We start from the raw sequence: 18608 nt of genomic DNA, 5'->3' as shown, positions 1-18608 counted from the left end.
GATTTCATCAGGTGCCGGGAGCTCGGGTGTTCACAGACGTAGGCCCACTTGAGGTCGTGACACTGGTCATCCTGGCCATCGTGATCTTCGGTCCGGACAAACTGCCGAAGCTGATCCAGGACGTGATGGGCTTCGTCCGCAAGGTGCGTACCTTCGCGGACAGTGCCAAGGAGGACATCCGCTCCGAGCTGGGCCCGGAGTTCAAGGACTTCGACTTCGAGGACCTGAACCCGAAGACCTTCGTCCGCAAGCAGCTGCTCGGCGGCAACGAGGACCCGCTGGGCTTCAAGGAGATCCGGGACGGTCTCGACATCAAGTCCGTGCTCAACGACGACCCGGCGCCGAGCCGGGCGGTCGCCGACCTGACCAAGTCGGCCTCGCCCCTCGCCTCGCCGATAGCCTCCCCGGTCGCGGCCGATCCGCTGCAGAAGGACGAGCGCCCGCCGTTCGACCCGGACGCCACCTGACCCCTGTTCGTCGCCCCGACGCCCCGCCCGGCCGCCGTGCTGAGCGGGGCGTCGGCGTGTCCGCCGCTATTGTGCTGAATGCTCTATCGATCAGTGCTGTACGAGGAGGCCCAGGAATGGACGCGACGAGCCGTGCGGTGGGGACGGCCACGGTGGGCGCCACCGTGGGAGCACAGACCCGGGCGGCGGTCGACCCGCTGACGCCGTACCTGGCCGCCGACTTCCCCTGGTACGGCCTGGACGACGGCTGGGCCGGGCGACGCTGGCTGATGCAGGCCGGGGCCACGCCGGGCCGGGTCGAGCAGCCGATCGACTACGGCACCCTCGGGCACGGCGAGGAGCCCGCCAAGCACTACGAGGCCCGGGACGTCCGCAAGTTCGCCGTGGTGGTCACGGTGGCCCGCCGGGACAGCCGCCGCAGCGCCGACAACACCGGCATGCTCGAAGCCACCTCCGCCTCCTCCGCCGCCTGGCTGGCCGGCTCGGGACTGCTCGCCGCCACCTGGCCCGGCCAGCTCGACCGCACCCTCCGCCAGGACTGGCTCGACCAGCAGAGCGCCCTCGCCTGGGACCTCGCCGACGACCTCGACGGCCCGGGCTGGTCTCCCCTCACCCTCCCCGTCAACGGCCTCCCGCAGCCCTTCCGCTACCGCGAGTCCGAATACGGCTGGGTCCTCGCGGGCGAGGCCCCCGGCGTCCTCCTCGGCGCCTACGGCCGCGGCATCAGCGCCTACGGCGCGGGCTTCGCCACCGTCCCCGACCTGACGGTCTACAACGGCCGCTGAGTCACCGATCGGCGCACCGGTAGGAGCCGTCGTCCTCTTGGCTGATCGCGGTGTGCCCCGAGCAGTGCAGCATCGGGGCCAGGGTCACCCCACGCCACCCGGCGAGGAGCAGCAACAGCCCGCAGACCGCCCCCGCGGTAGCGACCCGCCACCGTGACCCACCCCGGGCCGCCAGCAGGGCCCCGGCGACGGCGACCACCCCGACCACCAGGAGCAGCAGGGCGATCGGCCCATGGTTGGGCCGCAGCCCGGGGAACTGCTCCGGTGACTCCGCCTCGACGGTCGACGCCATGCTCAGCAGCAGCGTGAACGCTGCGACGGGCAGCAGGCCGACGATCAGACATCCCCTCATGATCCGGGGGACGCCGAAGGCCCCGGAACCGGTTCCGGGGCCTTCGGTGGCGGTGCGTCAGAACTTGTTCTTCGGGGTGAGCCCCAGGGAGAGGCCGGAGAGGCCGCGCTGGCGGCCGCCGAGCTTGCCGGCGATGGTGCGGAGGGCGGTGGCGGCGGGGGAGTCGGGGGCGGCCAGGACGACCGGGCGGCCGTCATCGCCGCCCTCGCGGAGGCGGACGTCGATCGGGATGGAGCCCAGGACGGGGACGGTGGCGCCGACGGAGCGGGTGAGGGCGTCGGCGACGGTCTGGCCGCCGCCGGTGCCGAAGACGTCGATCATCTCGTCGCAGTGCGGGCAGGGCATGCCCGACATGTTCTCGATCACGCCGACGATCTTCTGGTGGGTCTGCAGCGCGATGGTGCCGGCCCGTTCGGCCACCTCGGCGGCGGCCATCTGTGGGGTGGTGACGATCAGGATCTCGGCGTTCGGGACCAGCTGGGCGACCGAGATGGCGATGTCGCCGGTGCCCGGCGGGAGGTCGAGCAGCAGGACGTCGAGGTCGCCCCAGTAGACGTCGGCCAGGAACTGCTGGAGGGCGCGGTGCAGCATCGGGCCGCGCCACACCACGGGGGCGTTGCCGGGGGTGAACATGCCGATCGAGATGACCTTCACGCCGTGCGAGGACGGCGGCATGATCATGTCCTCGACCTGGGTCGGGCGGCCCTCGACGCCGAGCATCCGGGGGATGCTGTGGCCGTAGATGTCGGCGTCCACCACGGCGACCTTGAGGCCGTCGGCGGCCATCGCGGCGGCCAGGTTGACGGTGACCGAGGACTTGCCGACGCCGCCCTTGCCGGAGGCGACGGCGTAGACCCGGGTCAGCGTGCCGGGCTTGGCGAACGGGATCTCCCGCTCGGGAGCGCCGCCGCGGAGCAGGTGGGAGAGCTCCTTGCGCTGCTCCTCGCTCATCACGTCGAGCTCGACCTGAACCTCCGTCACCCCGGCGACGCCGGAGACGGCGGTGGTCACCCGTTCGGTGATGGTCTCGCGCATCGGGCAGCCCGAGACGGTCAGGTAGATCGCGACCCGGACGGCGCCGCCGTCACCGATCTCGACCGATTTCACCATGCCGATCTCGGTGATCGGGCGGTTGATCTCCGGGTCGTTGACGGTCGCCAGCGCCTCGCGTACGGACTCCTCCGTGACGCCTGCCGCAACCTCTGTCTCGTTGGCCATGCCTTGATGGTACGGCGCGCCGAAAGGCCGCCGACCCGGCGGTAACGTGCCGCCGGTCACAACCGGTCTGCGGCGCCCCGGCGTTCGTCCAGTTCCTTGAGCAGGGCCTGCAGTTCGGAACGGACGAAGTCGCGGGTGGCGACCTCGCCGAGCCCGTGTCGCAGGGCCGCGACCTCGCGGGTCAGGTACTCGGTGTCGGCGATGTTGCGGTCGCTGCGGGCCCGGTCCTGCTCCATGTTGACCCGGTCCCGGTCGTCCTGGCGGTTCTGTGCCAGCAGGATCAGCGGGGCGGCGTAGGAGGCCTGCAGGGAGAGCATCAGGGTGAGGAAGATGAAGGGGTAGTCGTCGAACCGCCAGCTGACCGGACCGAGGGTGTTCCAGACCACCCAGGCGACGACCACCACCGTCATCCAGACGATGAACCGGCCGGTGCCGAGGAAGCGGGCGATCCGCTCCGAGAGCTTGCCGAACGCCTCCGGGTCGTACACGGGCAGCGTGATCAGGCCGGGCCGGCTGGTACGCGGCTGGTCCAGCCGGCTGCGGACCGGGCCGCTCGGCTCGGGGCGGGCGGTGCGGCGCAGGGAGCCCTCGCGGGCGCGCAGTTCACGCAGCTCCCGGAGCTCGCGCAGCTCGCCCTGGAGGCGCTGGCGCGGGGTCTCGTCCCGGCGGCCCTTGCGATCAGCGTCCACCAGTCGCCTCGCTCTCGTGTGCGTCGCCCGCGTGCAGGGCGGCCTCGCGCCAGTCGTCAGGCAGCAGGTGGTCGAGCACGTCGTCGACGGTGACCGCGCCGAGCAGGTGGTCGGCCTCGTCCACCACCGGGGCCGCCACCATGTTGTACGCCGCCAGGTAGCTGGTGACCAGTTGCAGCGGGGTGTCCGGCGGCAGCGGGTCGAGGTCGTCGTCGACCAGCGAGCCGACCAGGGTGTACGGCGGTTCGCGGAGCAGCCGCTGGAAGTGGATGGTGCCGAGGTACTTGCCGGTCGGGGTCTCGTTCGGCGGGCGGCAGACGTACACCTGGGCGGCCAGCGCGGGCTTGTTGTCGGAGACCCGGACCCGGGCCAGCGCCTCGGCCACGGTGGCGTCCGGCTCCAGCACGATCGGCTCGGTGGTCATCAGACCGCCGGCGGTGTTCTCCCCGTAGCTGAGCAGCCGGCGGACCGAGGCGGCGTCGTCCGGCTCCATCAGGCGCAGCAACCGTTCGGCCGCCTCCTCGGGGAGGTCGGAGAGCAGGTCGGCGGCGTCGTCCGGGTCCATCGCCTCCAGCACGTCGGCGGCGCGTTCGTCCTTGAGCTTGCCGATGATCTCGACCTGGTCGTCCTCCGGCAGCTCCTCCAGGACGTCGGCCAGCCGGTCGTCGTCCAGCGCGGCGGCCACCTCGGCGCGGCGCTTGGGGGAGAGGTGGTGCATCACGTTGGCCAGGTCGGCAGGGCGGAGCTGTTCGAAGGTGGCCAGCAGGTTGGCCGCGCCCTGGCCCTCCTCGACCAGTGCGAAACCGCTGACGGCGGACCAGTCCAGGGTCAGCGTCTCGCCCTTGGCCTTGCGCAGCCGGGAGACCTTGCCGGACTGGACGAAGACCTTGCTGATCTCCCACTCGCGGACCCGGGTCTGCACCATCGCCACGTCCAGCACGGTGACCTCGGCGCCGGTCTTGGTCCAGGTGACGGTACGGTCCAGCAGCTCGGCCAGCACCAGGGTCTCGGACGGGCGTTGCTCGAACCGCCGCATGTTGATCACGCCGGTGGTGAGCACCTGGCCGGACTCCAGGCTGGTCACCCGGGTCATCGGCAGGAAGATCCGGCGGCGGCCGACCACCTCGACCACCAGGCCGAGCACCCGGGGCGGGCGTCCGCCGATGCGCAGCGAGACCACCACGTCGCGGACCCGGCCGACCTGGTCGCCGTTCGGGTCGAAGACCGCGATCCCGGAGAGGTGGGAGATGAAGACCCGGCTGCCTGGCCCTGCCATGGACTTCCTCTCTCGCGACGATCCGGGCCCAGGCTACCTGGCCGGGAACCGCGCAGCCCGCCGACCGGCGCCGGGTGGGTCGGCGGTACGGTCGGGGTTTCGGCTGTGGAGGGGAAGATCGTGAACGGTTCGTCACATGTCAGGATCGCCAGGCCGTCCGGGGACCTGGCGGCAGCGGAGCGGTTCTGGATCGACGGGCTCGGCCTGAGCGTGCTGTACCGCCACGAGGCCGACGGCACGACCGGGGAGCACTCGCTGCTGATGGCCGGCTGGCCGGACGCCGCCTGGCACCTGGAGCTGGTCGACGCCGGGGAGATCCGGCCCCGGCCGACCGTCGAGGACCTCTTCGTGGTCTACCTGGGCGAGGCCGTGCCGGAGGAGCTGGTGGCCCGGCTGGAGGCGCACGGCGGGCGCCGGGTGAAGGCGCACAACCCGTACTGGGACGAGTGGGGCGTGACGGTCGAGGACCCGGACGGCTACCGGCTGGTGCTCTCCACCCGGCAGTGGTCCAACGGCTGAGGCGCAACGGCTGGGCGCCGTCCGGGTCCTGACCGTGGGTCAGCCTGCGGTGACCGGCTCCTGGAGCTCGGTCACCCAGGTGGACGGGTCGCCCTCGCACTGGATGTACAGCTCGCGGCTGTAGCCGAGCGAGCGGTGGCCGGTGGAGTCGATCCACCGGGCCAGGGTCTGCGAGGTCGGCAGGATGTCGTCCATCGCCCCGCGGTGCACGATGGTGGCCGCCACCGGCAGGGCGGGCAGGTCGGCGACCTCGAAGCCGTACGCCGGGTCGGGCTCGGTGTTGACCGGGATCGCCACGAACGCGCGGACCTGCTCGGTGCCGGGCCCGACCTCCTCGTAGTACGCCAGGCTCGGGCCGGCCGCAGTAAGTCCCGCCTCGGCGAGCAGGCCGCAGAGCCGCCCGAACAGCGGGCCGACCGCCGGGCCGATGTACTCCGGTTCGAAGCTGTCCGCCACGGTGGACAGCCGGGCCACCCGGACCGCCGGGATGCTCTTGACCACAACGTCGTCGGAAGGCATGTGCCCCTCACTCTCGATCGTCCGGAGCCTCGACTCGACCCGGGCCAGCCGGACGGCTGCCTCCTGCACTGCCGCCGCCAGTTCCGCCTGTCGCAGGCGGAGCATCCCGCGCAGCTCCTCCGCGCTCACCTGCTCGTCGACGATGGCGGTCACCTGCTGGAGGGTGAAGCCGAGGTCCTTGAGCGCGATGATGCGGTTGAGCCGGGCGAGTTGGGCCGCCTCGTAGCCCCGGTACCCGGTGAACGGGTCCACCCGGGCGGGGAGCAGCAGGCCGATGGCGTCGTAGTGGCGGAGCATCCGGACGGATACCCGGCCGTGCTTCGCGAAGTCTCCGATGTTGAACATGATGGGGCTACTCCAGAGCCTGACACGGTGTGAGGGTCAACTCTTCGGCACGTGGTGCACCACCAGGGGCTCGGGGAACTGCGACGGTTCGTGGCTGGCGGGTCGAACTGCGAAAGTGCCTGACCGCCTACGCACGGATCACCTTTTCTGGGGTCGGCGTCGCAGTTCCCCGAGCCCCTGGCGTGTGCCACCAAACGCAGCTGCCTAGCGGGAACGCTTGAAGAGCAGCTTCGGCAGCCCCGCCGGGATCGGCTTGCGGGTGGTGGCCGGGGTGGGCATCGGGGTGGTGGCGTGCGAGGTGTCGGGCATGCTGCCGGGCTGCTCGGTGAGTGGGCCGGTGGGCGTCAGCCGGAGGACGCGGCACTCGCGGGCCCACCGCTCGGCGATGGTGTCGGTGTCGGGGGCGTTCAGGCGCTTGCCCTTGAGCTCCTCGACCGCGCCGAGCCAGGCGTCGCTGTCGGGGGCGAGCTCGGTGACGGTGGCGGGCCAGGCGGTGAGGCGGCCCCACTTGTCCTTGCTGCGGACGATGACCTCGGCGGGCTGACCGGCCGTCAGTCCGTGCAGGGGCTGTTCGATGCCGTCGCCGACCACCACCACCGCGCCGTCGTGCCAGGCGTGCCAGAGGGCCCGGCTCTGCGGCTGGCCCTCGGCCCGGACCCAGAGCAGACCGGACTTCTTCGCGGCCTCCTCCAGCAGTGCCCGGTCCAGCGTGGCCCGGTCGGGTCCGGTGGCGGCGTCGGTCGTCGTAGGCTCCATGGCCGACAGCGTAAGGCTTCACCGGCGGGTGCCGTCCGGGTGGTGTCTCACGGCTCAGGACGACAGTTCCATGGGTCTGTTACAGCCCTTACCGTGGTGTCCATCGGTATTCGTCATCCTGAGGAGAGCTGTGCCCGCCGCCCGGCCCGACACCGCCAAGCCCGCCCCGGCTGCGGCACCCGCGCTCACCGCCCACCCGGCCACGCTGCCCAGGGTGGACCTGCTGTTGCTGGCGGTCTCGATCGCCGGCATCTCGCTGTCCGCCCCGCTGATCAGTGCGACCGCCGCCCCCGCGCTGGCCATCGCGTTCTGGCGGAACGTCATGTCGGTCGGGGTGCTCGGCCCGTACGCGCTGCTGCGGCACCGGGCCGAGCTGCGCGGGATCGGCCGCCGGGCGCTGCTGCTGGCGGTGGCGGCGGGGGTGCTGCTGGCACTGCACTTCGCGCTCTGGATGCCGAGCCTGCGGATGACCTCGGTGGCGTCGGCGACCGCGCTGGTGACCACCACGCCGCTGTGGACGATCCTGCTGATGCGGCTGCTCGGGCACCGGCCACCCCGGCTGGTCTGGATCGGTACGTGCGTGGCGTTCGCCGGTGTGCTGGTGCTGACCGGTGTCGACATGTCGCTCTCGCCGGACGCGCTGCTCGGTGACGCGCTGGCGCTGGGCGCCGGGCTGGCCGCCGCCGGGTACATGCTGCTGGGCGCCGAGGTCCGACGGACCGTCAGCACCACCGCGTACACGCTGGTCTGCTACGCCACCACGGCCGTGGTGCTGCTGGCGGTCTGCCTGGTCGGCGGAGTGCAGTTGGGCGGCTGGCCGGCCGGGGTCTGGTGGCAGATCGCGCTGCTGATGGTGGCGGCCCAGCTGCTCGGCCACTCGCTCAGCAACCGGGTGGTGCGCACCCTCGGCCCGTCGGTCACCTCGACCGCGATCCTGCTGGAGACCCCCGGCGCCGCGCTGATCGCGGCGCTCTGGCTCGGCCAGCTGCCGCCGGTCGCCGCGTACCCGGCGCTGGTGGTCATCCTGCTCGGTCTGGTGCTGGTGGCCCGGGGCGGCCGCAGCACCAAGGCGGCCTAGAGCCAGCCGTTGCGGCGGAAGCCCCGGTACATGCCGATACAGAGGACGGCGATGCCGGCCATCACGATCGGGTAGCCGTACCGGGAGTGCAGCTCCGGCATGAAGTCGAAGTTCATCCCGTAGACGCCGGTGACCATGGTGGAGACGGCGAAGATGGCCGCCCACGAGGTGATCTTGCGCATGTCCTCGTTCTGCGCGACCGAGACCTGCGCCAGGTTGGCCTGGAGCAGCGAGTTGAGCAGTTCGTCGAAGCCGTGCACCTGCTCGACCACCCGGGTCAGGTGGTCGGCGACGTCGCGGAAGTACTTGCGGATGTCCGGGTCGACCAGCCGCTGGCCGGGCTCGGAGAGCTGCTGCATCGGGCGGAGCAGCGGCGAGACCGCGCGCTTGAACTCCAGCACCTCGCGCTTGAGCTGGTACACCCGGCCGACGTCCGCACCCCGGCCGCCCTTGTTGGCGAAGACGTCGAACTCGATGTCGTCCACGTCGGTCTGCAGCCGGTCGGCGACCAACAGGTAGTTGTCCACCACCTGGTCGGCGATGGCGTGCAGGACGGCGGACGGGCCCTTGGCCAGCAGGCCGGGGACGTCGCCGATCTCACCGGCGCTCTCCAGCCTGCGCCGCAGCTCGTGCAGCGAGCTGTGCCCGCCGTGCCGGACGGTGATCACGAAGTCGGGCCCGACGAAGACCATCAACTCGCCGGTCTCGACCACCTCGCTGGTCGGGGTGAGCTGGTCGTGCTCGACGTAGCGGATGGTCTTGAAGACCGCGAACAGCACGTCGTCGTAGCGCTCGACCTTGGGACGCTGGTGCGCGTGCACCGCGTCCTCGACGGCCAGCGGGTGCAGCCCGAAGCGCTGGGCGATGCCCTCGAACTCGGCCTCGGTGGGCTCGTGCAGGCCGATCCAGCTGAACGATCCTGCATCCGTCTCCCGGGCCGCGCGGACCCGGCGGGCGGCCTCCCGGGGGCTGCACCGCTCGCCGTTGCGCCTGCCGTCCTGGTAGACCGCGCAGTCCACCACGGCGGACGGGGTCTGGCTGTCGTGCGCCGGGTCGAAGCCGTTCAGCTCCGCCCGGCGGGGGCGTGGACGGACGGCGGCGCGCAGGTTGTTGATCATCGACATGACGGACTCCTCGGGCAGGAGGCGTCGCAGGGCGGCACGTGAGTGACGGACCGTGGTGCGACGGCAAGGCGGCACGTTCATGGCCGGCGGTAGCCGGTGTGCCGGAGCCGCGGAAAAAGTCCAGGTGCCTTGCTGGGGCGCGGTTTGGACGGTGCGACTCCGGGGAATGTGCTCTCCCGGTCGGACGTGACGCTGCCTCAGGAACTCCGTCGAGGAGTGGGGCCACCGCTCAGACGAGGGCGGGGTGAAGGCGACGCGGCCGGGCAGAGCTGCCGGTACTGCATGGTCGGCTGGTATCCACCGCGAACCACCTCCTTCACGTCGCGGCCCTGTGGGCGGAGACTCCCCAGTGGCCAGCTACATACCCTAACAGTTGACGGGGCGCCAGCGCTGTGGGTATGCACCGGCCGGATGCCGGCGGCGGGTTAGGGTCTGGCCATGGCGCACGACTTCCACGACCCCGCCGAGCTCTCCCGCGCGTCCGTGCTGGCCGCGGTCGAGGCCCGTCTACTGGCAACTTTCGGTGAACCGAGCGGCCGGGCCGCCGTCACCTTCCTGGGCGCGGACCGGATCGAGGTGCTGCGCTTCGGCCCGGAGGCCGACGCCCTGGTGAGGTATGTCACGCTCGGGATGTCCGCCGCACCGATGGCCGACCCCACCTCGGTGGTCGCCGATCCGGTCCGCGGCCCCCGGGTCGAGCTGGTGCTGACGGTCCGTGGGACGCACGACGACGTGCTCCGTACGCTGGCCACCTTCGCCGCCACCCCGCAGGTCGAGGGTCTGGTGCTGGCGCCGGGCGGTTCGCTCGACCTCGGTGCGCCGCTCTGGGCGGGCGCCCCGTTCACCTCGGTGCTGGCCGCCGAGCCCGGCGGGCTGGTCCCCGACCTGGAGCTGGCCGAGCCGGCCGAGCCGGTGCGCTTCCTGCCGCTGCTGCCGATGACCCCGAACGAGGCCGGCTACAAGCGGGTGCACGGTGCGGCCGTGCTGGAGGAGCGCTGGCTGCGGCACGGCACCGACCTGCGCGACCCGCAGCGCCGGGGCGTACCGCTGGACTGACTGCCGGTCAGGACTGGTAGTCCTTGATGAAGCCGTAGACGCCGCTGGCCACCAGCTGGACCGCGATGGCCGAGAGCAGCAGCCCGGAGAGCCGGGTGATCAGCACCACGCCGCCCTCCTTGATCAGCCGGATGATCACCAGCGAGAACCGCATGGTCAGCCACATCACCACGTGCATGGCCAGGATCGCGGTCCACACCGCCAGGTCCTGGGCCGCCCCGTGGGTGCCCTGGACCGCCAGGATCACCGCGACGATCGCACCGGGGCCGGCCAGCAGCGGGGTGCCGAGCGGCACCAGGGCGACGTTCACGTCCTTGGTCTGGGTCGGCTCCTCGATCTTGCCGGTCAGCAGGTCGAGGGCGATCAGCAGCAGCAGGATGCCGCCGGAGACCTGGAGCGCCGGGATCGAGACGTGCAGGTAGTCCAGGATCTGACGGCCGAACAGGCCGAAGCAGGTGATCACCCCGAGTGCCACGGCGGCGGCCTGCCAGGCCATCTTCCGCTGCACCTTGGCCGCCCGGCCCGAGGTGAGTGCCAGGAAGATCGGGATGGTGCCGGGCGGATCCATGATCACGAAGAGGGTGACGAAGAGCGACCCGAAGGTCGTGACGTCGAAGAAGGTCATCGGCGGGCGCTGCTCTCAGGGTGAAACGCGGCCTATGTGACGAATCGTCTGATTCTGGCACGTGCCGCGGCCCCAGACCCTCCGGCTCACCCGGAGATCGGCTTGGCTCCGGTCGCCTGGGCCACCAGCGCCTCGTACACGGCAGGGTCGGTGGTGTACTCGCCGAGGCGGACGGTCTTGCGGTGGCCGTGGTAGTCGCTCGACCCGGTGGCCAGCAGCCCCAACTCGGCGGCCAGCACCCGCAACCGGGCCCGGGTCTCCTCGTCGTGGTCCAGGTGGTCCACCTCAAGGCCGCCCAGACCGGCCGCCGCCAGATCGGCGATCACCTGGTCGGAGACCGTCCGGCCGCGCTTCACCGCGCCCGGGTGGGCGAACACCGGCACCCCGCCCGCGGCCCGGACCAGCCGGACGGCCGTCGCCGGGTCGGTCTCGTGCTTGGGTACGTCGGCCCGGCCGCCGTTGGCCAGCCAGTCGTGGGTGAACGCGTCCGAGACGGTCGCCACCACGCCCGCCTCGACCAGCGCGCTGGCGATGTGCGGGCGGCCCACCGAACCGGTGCCGGCGATCCGCTCCACCTGCTCCCAGCTGATCGGCGCCCCCAGCTCCCGGCAGCGCTCCACCACCGCCCGCCCCCGGCGGAACCGGTCGGTGCGGACCAGCTCCCGCTCGGCGGCGAAGGCGGGCTCGGCCGGGTCGAAGAGGTACGCCAGCAGGTGCAGGCTGATGCCGCCGACCCGGCAGGACAGCTCGGCCCCCGGCACCAGGGTCAGCCCGGTGCCGCGGATCGCCTCGGCCGCCTCGGCGTGGCCCGCCACCGTGTCGTGGTCGGTCAGCGCGACCACGTCCAGACCGGCGGCCACGGCGTTGGCGACCAGCTCGGCGGGGGAGTCGGTGCCGTCCGAGGCGTTGCTGTGGGCGTGCAGGTCGATGCGCACGGGTGACGGCTCCTCGCGGGTCGGTGGAGCCCAAATGTACGCGCCGGGGTTGGCCTCAGCCGAGCAGCCTCGGGGACGGTGCCCCACAGGGCAGCAGCCCGAGCTCGGCCCCCGCGTCCCGCAGATCGGTGAGCACCAGCTCGTCGTACATCATCAGCGCCGACTGCTCGGGCCAGGCGATCGCCCAGATCCAGAGCCCGCGCGCCTCGCCGACGTAGACCGCCCGGTCGTCCGGGGCCTCGGGGACGTGGAACATCGGGGTCGGCCGCCCGGCGGCGGTCACCTTGGCGTCGGCCGGCTTGTAGAGCGAGACGCTGGGGCCCGGATCAGGACCGGGCAGGCCCGCGTACCGGGCGCCGAGGCCGACGCCGAGCTCCTCGGCGACCAGCACCAGCTCGCCGAAACCGCCCAGCGGCCCCGGGCCCGAACAGGCCACGGCGGTGGCGCGGGCGCCGGAGACGTCGTCTCCCGCGTGCGCGATCCCGGTGAACAGCCAGCCAACCGGCAGCGGCCACGGCAGCCAGACCGGCACCTGCGACCGCGCCACGGCGACGCCCAGCGCCTCCACACTCGGTGGCAGCACCGGCTGCATCGGGTGCACGGCGCCGTGCTGGTCGCACTGCCAGGTATCGGAGAAGAGACCGGGCGCGCGGACCCGGCCGGCGCACCTCGGGCAGCTTGGCTCGCCCCTCATAACGGACAACGCTCCTCCCTCCGGAGCGCCGAGTCAAGGACGATCACCCGGATGGAGTGCGACTCCCGTCCGGGCCGGTGGCAGCCCCGTTGGGGGATGTCCCGTGGCGGGCGGTGGCAAACGTACGGCAGCTCGGAGCCGGTTGCGCGGCGGGCACACTGACGCCCCGTCACCGGTGCTGCTGGTGACGGGGCGTCAGTGGGGTATCGGGATCTCGGGCCCGGCCGAAGCCGGACCGGCCCCCGTCACACCGTCTTGAACGGGCGGATGTACAGGCGCTCGCCGGTGCGGGCGGCCCGCTCCACGAACTCGCGGACGGTGTCCGCGTCGGCGATCAGGGTGTCGGTGGCGATGCCCTGGACATCGTCCAGGCGGAGGATCTCGAAACGCATGGGTTCTCCCTTCCCTGCCTCACTGCATGACTGAGGCTTCAACTGACAGCTCGGTCTTCGTCGTCCGGGGTGCTGCTGTCGTACTGCTTCACCAATCGGCACCGGGCGGAAGCTGATCGAGCCTCATCAACCACGGTGCCGTACTGCTGCTTCGGGGCGGTTGCCCGCCCGTAAAGTCCCGGTTTCGGCGCACTGGGGCGCCGTACTCATCAACAGGGCGCGGAGCCCGATGATTCCCGGACAGAATCAAATATTACCCGAACTAACGAATCTCTGCCGGTCGAAAACCCGGGCAGGGCGCTGACCAGCGGCTATTCCGTCAGGTTCCAGAAGCCGGCGAGCACAGCGGCGGTCGCCGCCGGCTGCTCCGCGTTGGGCGAGTGCAGAGCCCCGGGCACCGTGGTGTGCCGGACACCCAGCCGGTCGGCCATCGAGATCTGCTCCGGTACCGGCCAGGCGTAGTCCTGCTCGCCGGAGACCACCTGCTTGGCCAGCGGGACCTCGGCCAGCTCGGCCACCAGATCCGGCGCGGAGACCAGGTGTCCGCCCATCACGATCAGTGCCTCCGGGCGGTTGGCCACCCAGCGGCGGTGCAGGAACTCGCCGATCTCGGGGTGCGGCCGGGGCTTGTCCTGATCCATCTGCTGCAGCAGCTGCCAGATCTCCTCCAGGCTCATCCCGCCCAGCGCGTCGATCAGCAGCTTGGTACGGGCGGCCTCGCCCGGGTCGATCGCGGCCGGGCCGGTGGAGAGCAGCGTGAGTGACCGCCACGGCAGCGGCCCGCCGCGCTGATCCGCCGTCAGCACGGCCTGCCGGCTGACCTGGCCACCGAAGGAGTGCCCCAGCAGGTGCAGCGGGGTCGCGGTGCCCAGCGCCGCGCTCAGCGCGATCAGGTCGAGCGCGAGCTCGTCGATCGCGTACGCGGCGGGCTCGTCGTCACCGCCGGTCTCGTACTGGCCGCGCTGGTCGACCGCCACCGTGCGGTAGCCCTGCTCGGCCAGCGGCTCCAGGAGGGCAATGAAGTCCTCCTTGCTCCCGGTGAATCCGGGCACCAACAGCGCAGTCCCCCGCACCGGCCCGGCCGGCTCGGCAACGAGGGAGGCAAAACTCCCCCGCGAGGTCGCCAGCCGAACAGCACTGGCACAGACGGGCAGCTTCAGAAACGGCGGAGTACTCACACCGCCGAGCCTAGTGGGCACATGACAGGGGCTCGGGGAACTGCGACGCCGACCTCGTACAAGGTCACTCCCGCGTGCGGGGTCAGGCACTTTCGCCTGTGACCCGCACGCCAGATCTCGTCGCTGTTCCCCGAGCCCCTAGGCAGTGCAACCTCAGGTCCGGCAGCAGGCTCAGCTCTCGTCGGTGACAGCCCGACGGGTGCGGGTCCGGCGACGCGGGGCGTCACCCTCGGCGGCCGGAGCGGCCTCGACCACTGCAGCCGTCTCGGTGCCGGCGGCAGCCGAACGCGGGCGACGCCGACGCCGACGCGGAGCGTCACCCTCGGCCCCGGCCTCGACCGGCACGGCCTCGGTGACCGCGGCCGCCTCGTCGACGACGACCGCACCGTCGGCGGTGGAGCCGCCCCGGGTACGGCGCCGCTCACGCGGTGCGCGGGCCGGGCGCTCGGCGACGGCTGCTTCGGCAGCAGGCGCCTCGGTGGCGGCCGGACCGGAGCGGCGGCCACGGGCACCACCAGCGGCGGCGGAGCCGCGTGCACCACGCCCACCGGTCTCGCCGAGGTCCTCGATCTCCTCGGCCTTCAGACCCGCCCGGGTCCGCTCGGAACGCGGCAGGACACCGGTGGTGCCGGGCGCGATCTTGAGCAGCTCGTACAGGTGCGGCGAGGTGGAGTAGGTCTCCTCCGGGTCCGGGAACTTGAGGTCCAGCGCCTTGTTGATCAGCTGCCAGCGCGGGATGTCGTCCCAGTCGACCAGGGTGACGGCGGTGCCGAAGGCGCCGGCCCGGCCGGTGCGGCCGATCCGGTGCAGGTAGGTCTTCTCGTCCTCGGTGCACTGGTAGTTGATGACGTGCGTGACGCCCTCGACGTCGATGCCACGGGCCGCGACGTCGGTGCAGACCAGCACGTCGACCTTGCCGGCCCGGAAGGCCCGCAGGGCCTGCTCGCGGGCGCCCTGGCCGAGGTCACCGTGCACCGCGCCGGCCGCGAAGCCGCGCTGGGTCAGCTGGTCGGCGACGTCGGCGGCAGTCCGCTTGGTCCGGCAGAAGATCATCGCCAGGCCGCGGCCGTCGGCCTGCAGGATCCGGGCGACCATCTCGACCTTGTCGAGCGAGTGCGCGCGGAAGATGTGCTGGGTGGTGTTGGCCACGGTGTGGCCGGTGTCGTCCGGCGCGGCGGCCCGGATGTGGGTCGGCTGGCTCATGTACCGGCGGGCCAGCGAGATGACCTGGCCGGGCATGGTGGCCGAGAAGAGCAGGGTCTGCCGCTTGGCGGGCAGCATGGTGATGATCTTCTCGACGTCCGGCAGGAAGCCCAGGTCGAGCATCTCGTCGGCCTCGTCGAGCACCAGTGCCTTGACCTTGGAGAGGTCCAGCTTGCGCTGGCCGGCCAGGTCGAGCAGGCGGCCCGGGGTGCCGACGATGATGTCGACGCCCTTCTTGAGCGCCTCGACCTGCGGCTCGTACGCCCGGCCGCCGTAGATCGCGAGCACGCGCACGTCGCGGACCTTGCCCGCGGTCTGCAGGTCGTTGGTGACCTGGGTGCAGAGCTCGCGGGTGGGCACCACGATGAGCGCCTGCGGGCCGTCGGAGAGCTGCTCCTCGGTGGCCCGGCCGGCGTCCACGTCGGCGCGGACCACGACGCGCTCGATCAGCGGGAGGCCGAAGCCGAGGGTCTTGCCGGTGCCGGTCTTGGCCTGGCCGATCACGTCGTGGCCGGTCAGGGCGACCGGGAGGGTCATCTCCTGGATCGGGAAGGGGTGGATGATGCCGACAGCCTCCAGGGCCTCGGCGGTCTCCGGGAGGATCCCGAGGTCCCGGAAAGTGGTCTTGGTGGGTTCAGCGGTGGTGGACAGGGTGCTGCCTCTTCCATGTGGTGGGGCCGAGAGCGAGAGGGCGGGCGGGCAGCCTCGTGAGCGGCAACGGGCCGCAGAACAGCCCGACTCGTCGGATACGAGGTCGCACAACCGCGCCGGCCCCTGCGGCCTGCCGACCCGAACGGCCCGTGACGGGCGCGTCGATCGGCGGCGTGGGGGAGGATTTCCCGTGAGGGGCCAGGCGCGGGACCTGCGCCAGGGCGGCGCGGTCCGCGGCGGCCCTCGCTCGGCCACTGATGCGGTGCCAGGGCCCGAGGTCCGGGCCATGGTCGGAGCCGATCGGGTCTCCGACCGGGCATCCGCGTACGTGAACGCCCGGTGTCCGTACGCGGCACTTCACCGTGCCACCGGGATACATCGAGCTTCCCTACCACCATACAGTCAGGCGACGACTCGAACACGTGACGTGCCCTACTCTGCGCCGGGCGGCCCGGGGCACGGGCGATAGGGTGGCCACAATGGAGACTCAGGCAGCCGACGACGGCACCCCGCTGGACGCATCCGTCACTTCCGTCGCTTCCGACCCGCCCGCCTCGATCGGCGGCTGGGCCGCCCGTTCGGCCGACCCGGACTACCGGGCCGCCGTGCTGGAGCTGCTCGGCGCCTTGGCGTACGGCGAACTGAGCGCCTTCGAGCGGCTCGCCGAGGACGCCAAGTTCGCGCCCGGGCTGGTCGACAAGGCGGCGCTGGCCAAGATGGCCTCCAACGAGTACCAGCACTACCAGCTGCTGCACGACCGGCTGGTCGAGGTCGGCGCCGACCCGACCGGGGTGATGACCCCGTTCGTCGAGCCGCTGGAGGCGTTCCACCGGATGACGGCGCCCTCGGACTGGCTGGAGGGCCTGGTCAAGGCGTACGTCGGCGACGCGATCGCGACCGACTTCTACCGCGAGGTGGCCGCCCGGCTGGACGACGACACCCGGGAGCTGGTGCTCTCGGTCTCCGGTGACACCGGGCACGCCCAGTTCGCGGTGGACCGGATCCGGCAGGCGATCGAGGACGACCCCCGGGTCGGTGGTCGGCTGGCGCTCTGGGGCCGGCGGCTGATGGGCGAGGCGCTCAGCCAGTCCCAGCGGGTGGTGGCCGAGCGGGACGCGCTCTCCAACCTGCTGGTCGGCGGCGCCGCGGTGCAGGGCTTCGACCTGGTCGAGGTCGGCAAGATGTTCAACCGGATCACCGAGGCGCACACCCGGCGGATGGCCGCGCTCGGGCTCGCTTCCTAGCGCTCAGGCGTGCCGGTGCCGGTGCCGCCCCGTCCCGGCCAGCAGGTCGGGGCGGGCGAGCACCGAGACCAGCAGCACCGCGCTGACCGCCGAGAAGAGCAGCGCCAGCGCGGGCAGGTGGTCGTCCAGCGCGTAGCCGGAGATGCCGCCGCCGAGCAGGGCGGCGATCACCGCGGTCACGACGGTCAGGCTCCGGGCAGCCGGGAAGTACGCGGGCAGCAGCGTCACCGCGCCGACGCCGACGGCCAGGCCGATGAGCACGAAGGCGATCGTTTCGAGGACCACGGGCTGCCTCCCTGAAGGTTCCCTCTCGGCCATACCCCGTTGCCCCGGTCGGTACGCGCACCGACGCCGAACGGCCGCCCCCTGTTCGGGGACGGCCGTCCGGTCGTGCTGAGACTGCGTCAGATGGTGCCGAAGCCCACCTTGCGGACGCTGGGCTCGCCGATCTCCACGTACGCCAGGCGCTCGGCCGGGACGATGACGCGGCGGCCGTGCTCGTCGGTCAGCGTGAAGAGCTTCGAGGTGCCCTCCAGCGCCTTGGCGACCGCGCTCTCGACCTCATCGGCAGTCTGCGTGCTCTCGAGAACGATCTCTCGGGGCGCGTTCTGCACGCCGATCTTGACCTCCACGGCTTCCGTCCCTCCGGGTTGCAGCCATCCATACGCTCGAACCGCTGTTCGCGGGCGTCGCGCCGTACGGCTTCACCATAGACCAGGCACCACGCTCAACGGCGAAGGTCCGCTGATCGCCTATTCGGCGGCAGCATCCGAGGGCTCCTGGCCAGGGTGCATCGGGAAGCCCTTGAGGCCGCGCCAGGCCAGGCTGGCGACCAGCTTGACGGCCGCGTCGCGAGGGATCTCCAGGTCCTGCGAGAGCCAGTACCTGGCGGTGATCTGGGCCAGGCCGCAGACGCCGACGGCGAGCAGCTTGGACTCCGCCTCCGGCAGGTCGGTGTCCTCCGCGATGACCTGGCTGACCAGCGTCGCGCTGGCGTCGGCGGCCCGCTCGACCCGCTCGCGCACGGCGGGCTCGTTGGTCAGGTCGGACTCGAAGACCAGCCGGAAGGCGCCGGACTCGCTGGAGACGTAGTTGAAGTACGCCTCCATGGTCGCGGCCACCCGCAGCTTGTTGTCGGTGGTGGTGGTGAGCGCCTGGCGGGTGGACTCCACCAGGGCGTCGCAGTGCTTGTCGAGCAGCGCGAGGTAGAGCTCCAGCTTCCCGGGGAAGTGTTGGTAGAGCACCGGCTTGCTGACGCCGGCGCGGTCGGCGATGTCGTCCATGGCCGCAGCGTGGTAGCCCTGGGCGACGAACACCTCCTGCGCGGCACCGAGCAGTTGTTCACGGCGGGCGCTGCGCGGCAGGCGGGCACCACGCGGGCGCTCCTGCGCCTCCTGGACGGCCGTCACGGGCGCTCCTCACTTCACGGTCTGCGGCAGCGCCCTCTGGGGCGGGTGTGCCGGGCATTGCTGGCAAGGTGACTGATTCTACTTTTGGGTAAC

The 18608-nt window shown here is 71.8% G+C and carries 22 protein-coding genes; 6 read left to right on the top strand and 16 right to left on the bottom strand.

Annotated elements, in window-relative coordinates:
* Positions 1-26 precede the first annotated feature (26 nt).
* Positions 27-467: a sec-independent translocase gene (locus ASC99_RS01150; protein WP_057227133.1), complete on the top strand. Its 441-nt coding sequence runs from the start codon at positions 27-29 to the stop codon at positions 465-467.
* A 116-nt stretch (positions 468-583) separates the two neighbouring features.
* The gene (locus ASC99_RS01145; RefSeq protein ID WP_057227130.1) at positions 584-1252 is read left to right on the top strand and encodes a hypothetical protein; all 669 of its coding nucleotides are present in this window, start codon (positions 584-586) and stop codon (positions 1250-1252) included.
* Position 1253: 1 nt separating this feature from the next.
* On the opposite strand, the gene ASC99_RS01140 is transcribed toward ASC99_RS01145, so the two are convergent.
* Genes ASC99_RS01140 through ASC99_RS01125 form a run of 4 tightly spaced genes read right to left on the bottom strand, consistent with a single transcriptional unit; the run spans position 1254 to position 4787 of the window.
* On the bottom strand, positions 1254-1604 hold the full coding sequence (locus ASC99_RS01140; protein WP_057227128.1) for a hypothetical protein: 351 nt from the start codon (positions 1602-1604) through the stop codon (positions 1254-1256).
* A 57-nt stretch (positions 1605-1661) separates the two neighbouring features.
* On the bottom strand, positions 1662-2822 hold the full coding sequence (locus tag ASC99_RS01135; RefSeq protein WP_057227126.1) for an Mrp/NBP35 family ATP-binding protein: 1161 nt from the start codon (positions 2820-2822) through the stop codon (positions 1662-1664).
* 56 nt (positions 2823-2878) lie between these two features.
* Positions 2879-3451: a DUF1003 domain-containing protein gene (locus ASC99_RS01130; protein WP_157531350.1), complete on the bottom strand. Its 573-nt coding sequence runs from the start codon at positions 3449-3451 to the stop codon at positions 2879-2881.
* A 49-nt stretch (positions 3452-3500) separates the two neighbouring features.
* Positions 3501-4787, bottom strand: coding sequence for a magnesium transporter MgtE N-terminal domain-containing protein (locus ASC99_RS01125; protein WP_057227120.1), 1287 nt, complete (start codon positions 4785-4787; stop codon positions 3501-3503).
* A 105-nt stretch (positions 4788-4892) separates the two neighbouring features.
* On the opposite strand from ASC99_RS01125, the gene ASC99_RS01120 reads away from it, so the two are divergent.
* Complete coding sequence (locus ASC99_RS01120) at positions 4893-5306, top strand: VOC family protein (RefSeq protein WP_235502748.1); 414 nt, start codon at positions 4893-4895, stop codon at positions 5304-5306.
* 39 nt (positions 5307-5345) lie between these two features.
* Here ASC99_RS01120 and ASC99_RS01115 read toward each other — a convergent pair whose 3' ends face one another.
* A complete protein-coding gene (locus ASC99_RS01115) occupies positions 5346-6170 on the bottom strand; it encodes a MerR family transcriptional regulator (protein ID WP_057227118.1) in 825 nt (274 codons plus the stop codon).
* A gap of 204 nt (positions 6171-6374) precedes the next feature.
* Positions 6375-6926, bottom strand: a complete 552-nt coding sequence (locus ASC99_RS01110) for a hypothetical protein (protein WP_057227117.1) — start codon at positions 6924-6926, stop codon at positions 6375-6377.
* Positions 6927-7056: 130 nt separating this feature from the next.
* Here ASC99_RS01110 and ASC99_RS01105 point away from each other — a divergent pair, with 130 nt between their 5' ends.
* Complete coding sequence (locus ASC99_RS01105; RefSeq protein ID WP_369824286.1) at positions 7057-8004, top strand: DMT family transporter; 948 nt, start codon at positions 7057-7059, stop codon at positions 8002-8004.
* Here the strand turns inward: ASC99_RS01105 and ASC99_RS01100 are convergent.
* Positions 8001-9128: a magnesium and cobalt transport protein CorA gene (locus tag ASC99_RS01100; protein WP_057227115.1), complete on the bottom strand. Its 1128-nt coding sequence runs from the start codon at positions 9126-9128 to the stop codon at positions 8001-8003. The two genes, ASC99_RS01105 and ASC99_RS01100, sit on opposite strands and share 4 nt — an antisense overlap.
* A gap of 438 nt (positions 9129-9566) precedes the next feature.
* Between ASC99_RS01100 and ASC99_RS01095 the strand changes: the two genes are divergently transcribed.
* The gene (locus tag ASC99_RS01095) at positions 9567-10184 is read left to right on the top strand and encodes a suppressor of fused domain protein (protein ID WP_057227113.1); all 618 of its coding nucleotides are present in this window, start codon (positions 9567-9569) and stop codon (positions 10182-10184) included.
* 7 nt (positions 10185-10191) lie between these two features.
* Here the strand turns inward: ASC99_RS01095 and ASC99_RS01090 are convergent, their stop codons facing one another.
* The 6 genes from ASC99_RS01090 to ASC99_RS01070 form a co-directional block, all read right to left on the bottom strand.
* Complete coding sequence (locus ASC99_RS01090; RefSeq protein ID WP_057227111.1) at positions 10192-10809, bottom strand: MarC family protein; 618 nt, start codon at positions 10807-10809, stop codon at positions 10192-10194.
* A gap of 86 nt (positions 10810-10895) precedes the next feature.
* Complete coding sequence (locus tag ASC99_RS01085) at positions 10896-11744, bottom strand: PHP domain-containing protein (protein WP_057227109.1); 849 nt, start codon at positions 11742-11744, stop codon at positions 10896-10898.
* 55 nt (positions 11745-11799) lie between these two features.
* The gene (locus ASC99_RS01080; protein WP_057227107.1) at positions 11800-12438 is read right to left on the bottom strand and encodes a DUF6758 family protein; all 639 of its coding nucleotides are present in this window, start codon (positions 12436-12438) and stop codon (positions 11800-11802) included.
* A 245-nt stretch (positions 12439-12683) separates the two neighbouring features.
* Positions 12684-12830 (bottom strand): hypothetical protein, encoded by a 147-nt coding sequence (locus tag ASC99_RS39610; protein WP_200948257.1) that lies wholly within the window; start codon positions 12828-12830, stop codon positions 12684-12686.
* A gap of 311 nt (positions 12831-13141) precedes the next feature.
* Complete coding sequence (locus tag ASC99_RS01075) at positions 13142-14008, bottom strand: alpha/beta fold hydrolase (protein ID WP_057227105.1); 867 nt, start codon at positions 14006-14008, stop codon at positions 13142-13144.
* 171 nt (positions 14009-14179) lie between these two features.
* A complete protein-coding gene (locus tag ASC99_RS01070) occupies positions 14180-15748 on the bottom strand; it encodes a DEAD/DEAH box helicase (RefSeq protein ID WP_369824305.1) in 1569 nt (522 codons plus the stop codon).
* A gap of 593 nt (positions 15749-16341) precedes the next feature.
* Between ASC99_RS01070 and ASC99_RS01065 the strand changes: the two genes are divergently transcribed.
* Complete coding sequence (locus tag ASC99_RS01065; RefSeq protein WP_057227103.1) at positions 16342-17106, top strand: ferritin-like fold-containing protein; 765 nt, start codon at positions 16342-16344, stop codon at positions 17104-17106.
* A 3-nt stretch (positions 17107-17109) separates the two neighbouring features.
* Here the strand turns inward: ASC99_RS01065 and ASC99_RS01060 are convergent, their stop codons facing one another.
* The 3 genes from ASC99_RS01060 to ASC99_RS01050 all read right to left on the bottom strand — a co-directional run bounded on the left by ASC99_RS01060 (position 17110) and on the right by ASC99_RS01050 (position 18515).
* Positions 17110-17391: a hypothetical protein gene (locus ASC99_RS01060; RefSeq protein ID WP_057227101.1), complete on the bottom strand. Its 282-nt coding sequence runs from the start codon at positions 17389-17391 to the stop codon at positions 17110-17112.
* Positions 17392-17510: 119 nt separating this feature from the next.
* Complete coding sequence (locus ASC99_RS01055; protein ID WP_057227099.1) at positions 17511-17738, bottom strand: DUF3107 domain-containing protein; 228 nt, start codon at positions 17736-17738, stop codon at positions 17511-17513.
* A gap of 120 nt (positions 17739-17858) precedes the next feature.
* Positions 17859-18515 carry a TetR/AcrR family transcriptional regulator gene (locus ASC99_RS01050; RefSeq protein ID WP_057227096.1) on the bottom strand — a complete coding sequence of 219 codons (657 nt, stop codon included), beginning with the start codon at positions 18513-18515 and terminating at the stop codon, positions 17859-17861.
* Positions 18516-18608 lie beyond the last annotated feature (93 nt).

It is taken from the genome of Kitasatospora sp. Root107 (assembly GCF_001424875.1).
GTDB lineage: Bacteria > Actinomycetota > Actinomycetes > Streptomycetales > Streptomycetaceae > Kitasatospora.
This window is presented reverse-complemented; position numbering and strand designations above follow the sequence as displayed.

Bases quoted from the DNA above. Each gene is read 5' to 3' on its own strand.
- ASC99_RS01145 (WP_057227130.1), top strand. From the start codon at position 584: ATGGACGCGACGAGCCGTGCGGTGGGGACGGCCACGGTGGGCGCCACC.
- ASC99_RS01140 (WP_057227128.1), bottom strand. From the start codon at position 1,604: ATGAGGGGATGTCTGATCGTCGGCCTGCTGCCCGTCGCAGCGTTCACG.
- ASC99_RS01135 (WP_057227126.1), bottom strand. From the start codon at position 2,822: ATGGCCAACGAGACAGAGGTTGCGGCAGGCGTCACGGAGGAGTCCGTA.
- ASC99_RS01125 (WP_057227120.1), bottom strand. From the start codon at position 4,787: ATGGCAGGGCCAGGCAGCCGGGTCTTCATCTCCCACCTCTCCGGGATC.
- ASC99_RS01115 (WP_057227118.1), bottom strand. From the start codon at position 6,170: ATGTTCAACATCGGAGACTTCGCGAAGCACGGCCGGGTATCCGTCCGG.
- ASC99_RS01110 (WP_057227117.1), bottom strand. From the start codon at position 6,926: ATGGAGCCTACGACGACCGACGCCGCCACCGGACCCGACCGGGCCACG.
- ASC99_RS01100 (WP_057227115.1), bottom strand. From the start codon at position 9,128: ATGTCGATGATCAACAACCTGCGCGCCGCCGTCCGTCCACGCCCCCGC.
- ASC99_RS01095 (WP_057227113.1), top strand. From the start codon at position 9,567: ATGGCGCACGACTTCCACGACCCCGCCGAGCTCTCCCGCGCGTCCGTG.
- ASC99_RS01090 (WP_057227111.1), bottom strand. From the start codon at position 10,809: ATGACCTTCTTCGACGTCACGACCTTCGGGTCGCTCTTCGTCACCCTC.
- ASC99_RS01080 (WP_057227107.1), bottom strand. From the start codon at position 12,438: ATGAGGGGCGAGCCAAGCTGCCCGAGGTGCGCCGGCCGGGTCCGCGCG.
- ASC99_RS39610 (WP_200948257.1), bottom strand. From the start codon at position 12,830: ATGCGTTTCGAGATCCTCCGCCTGGACGATGTCCAGGGCATCGCCACC.
- ASC99_RS01070 (WP_369824305.1), bottom strand. From the start codon at position 15,748: ATGACCCTCCCGGTCGCCCTGACCGGCCACGACGTGATCGGCCAGGCC.
- ASC99_RS01065 (WP_057227103.1), top strand. From the start codon at position 16,342: ATGGAGACTCAGGCAGCCGACGACGGCACCCCGCTGGACGCATCCGTC.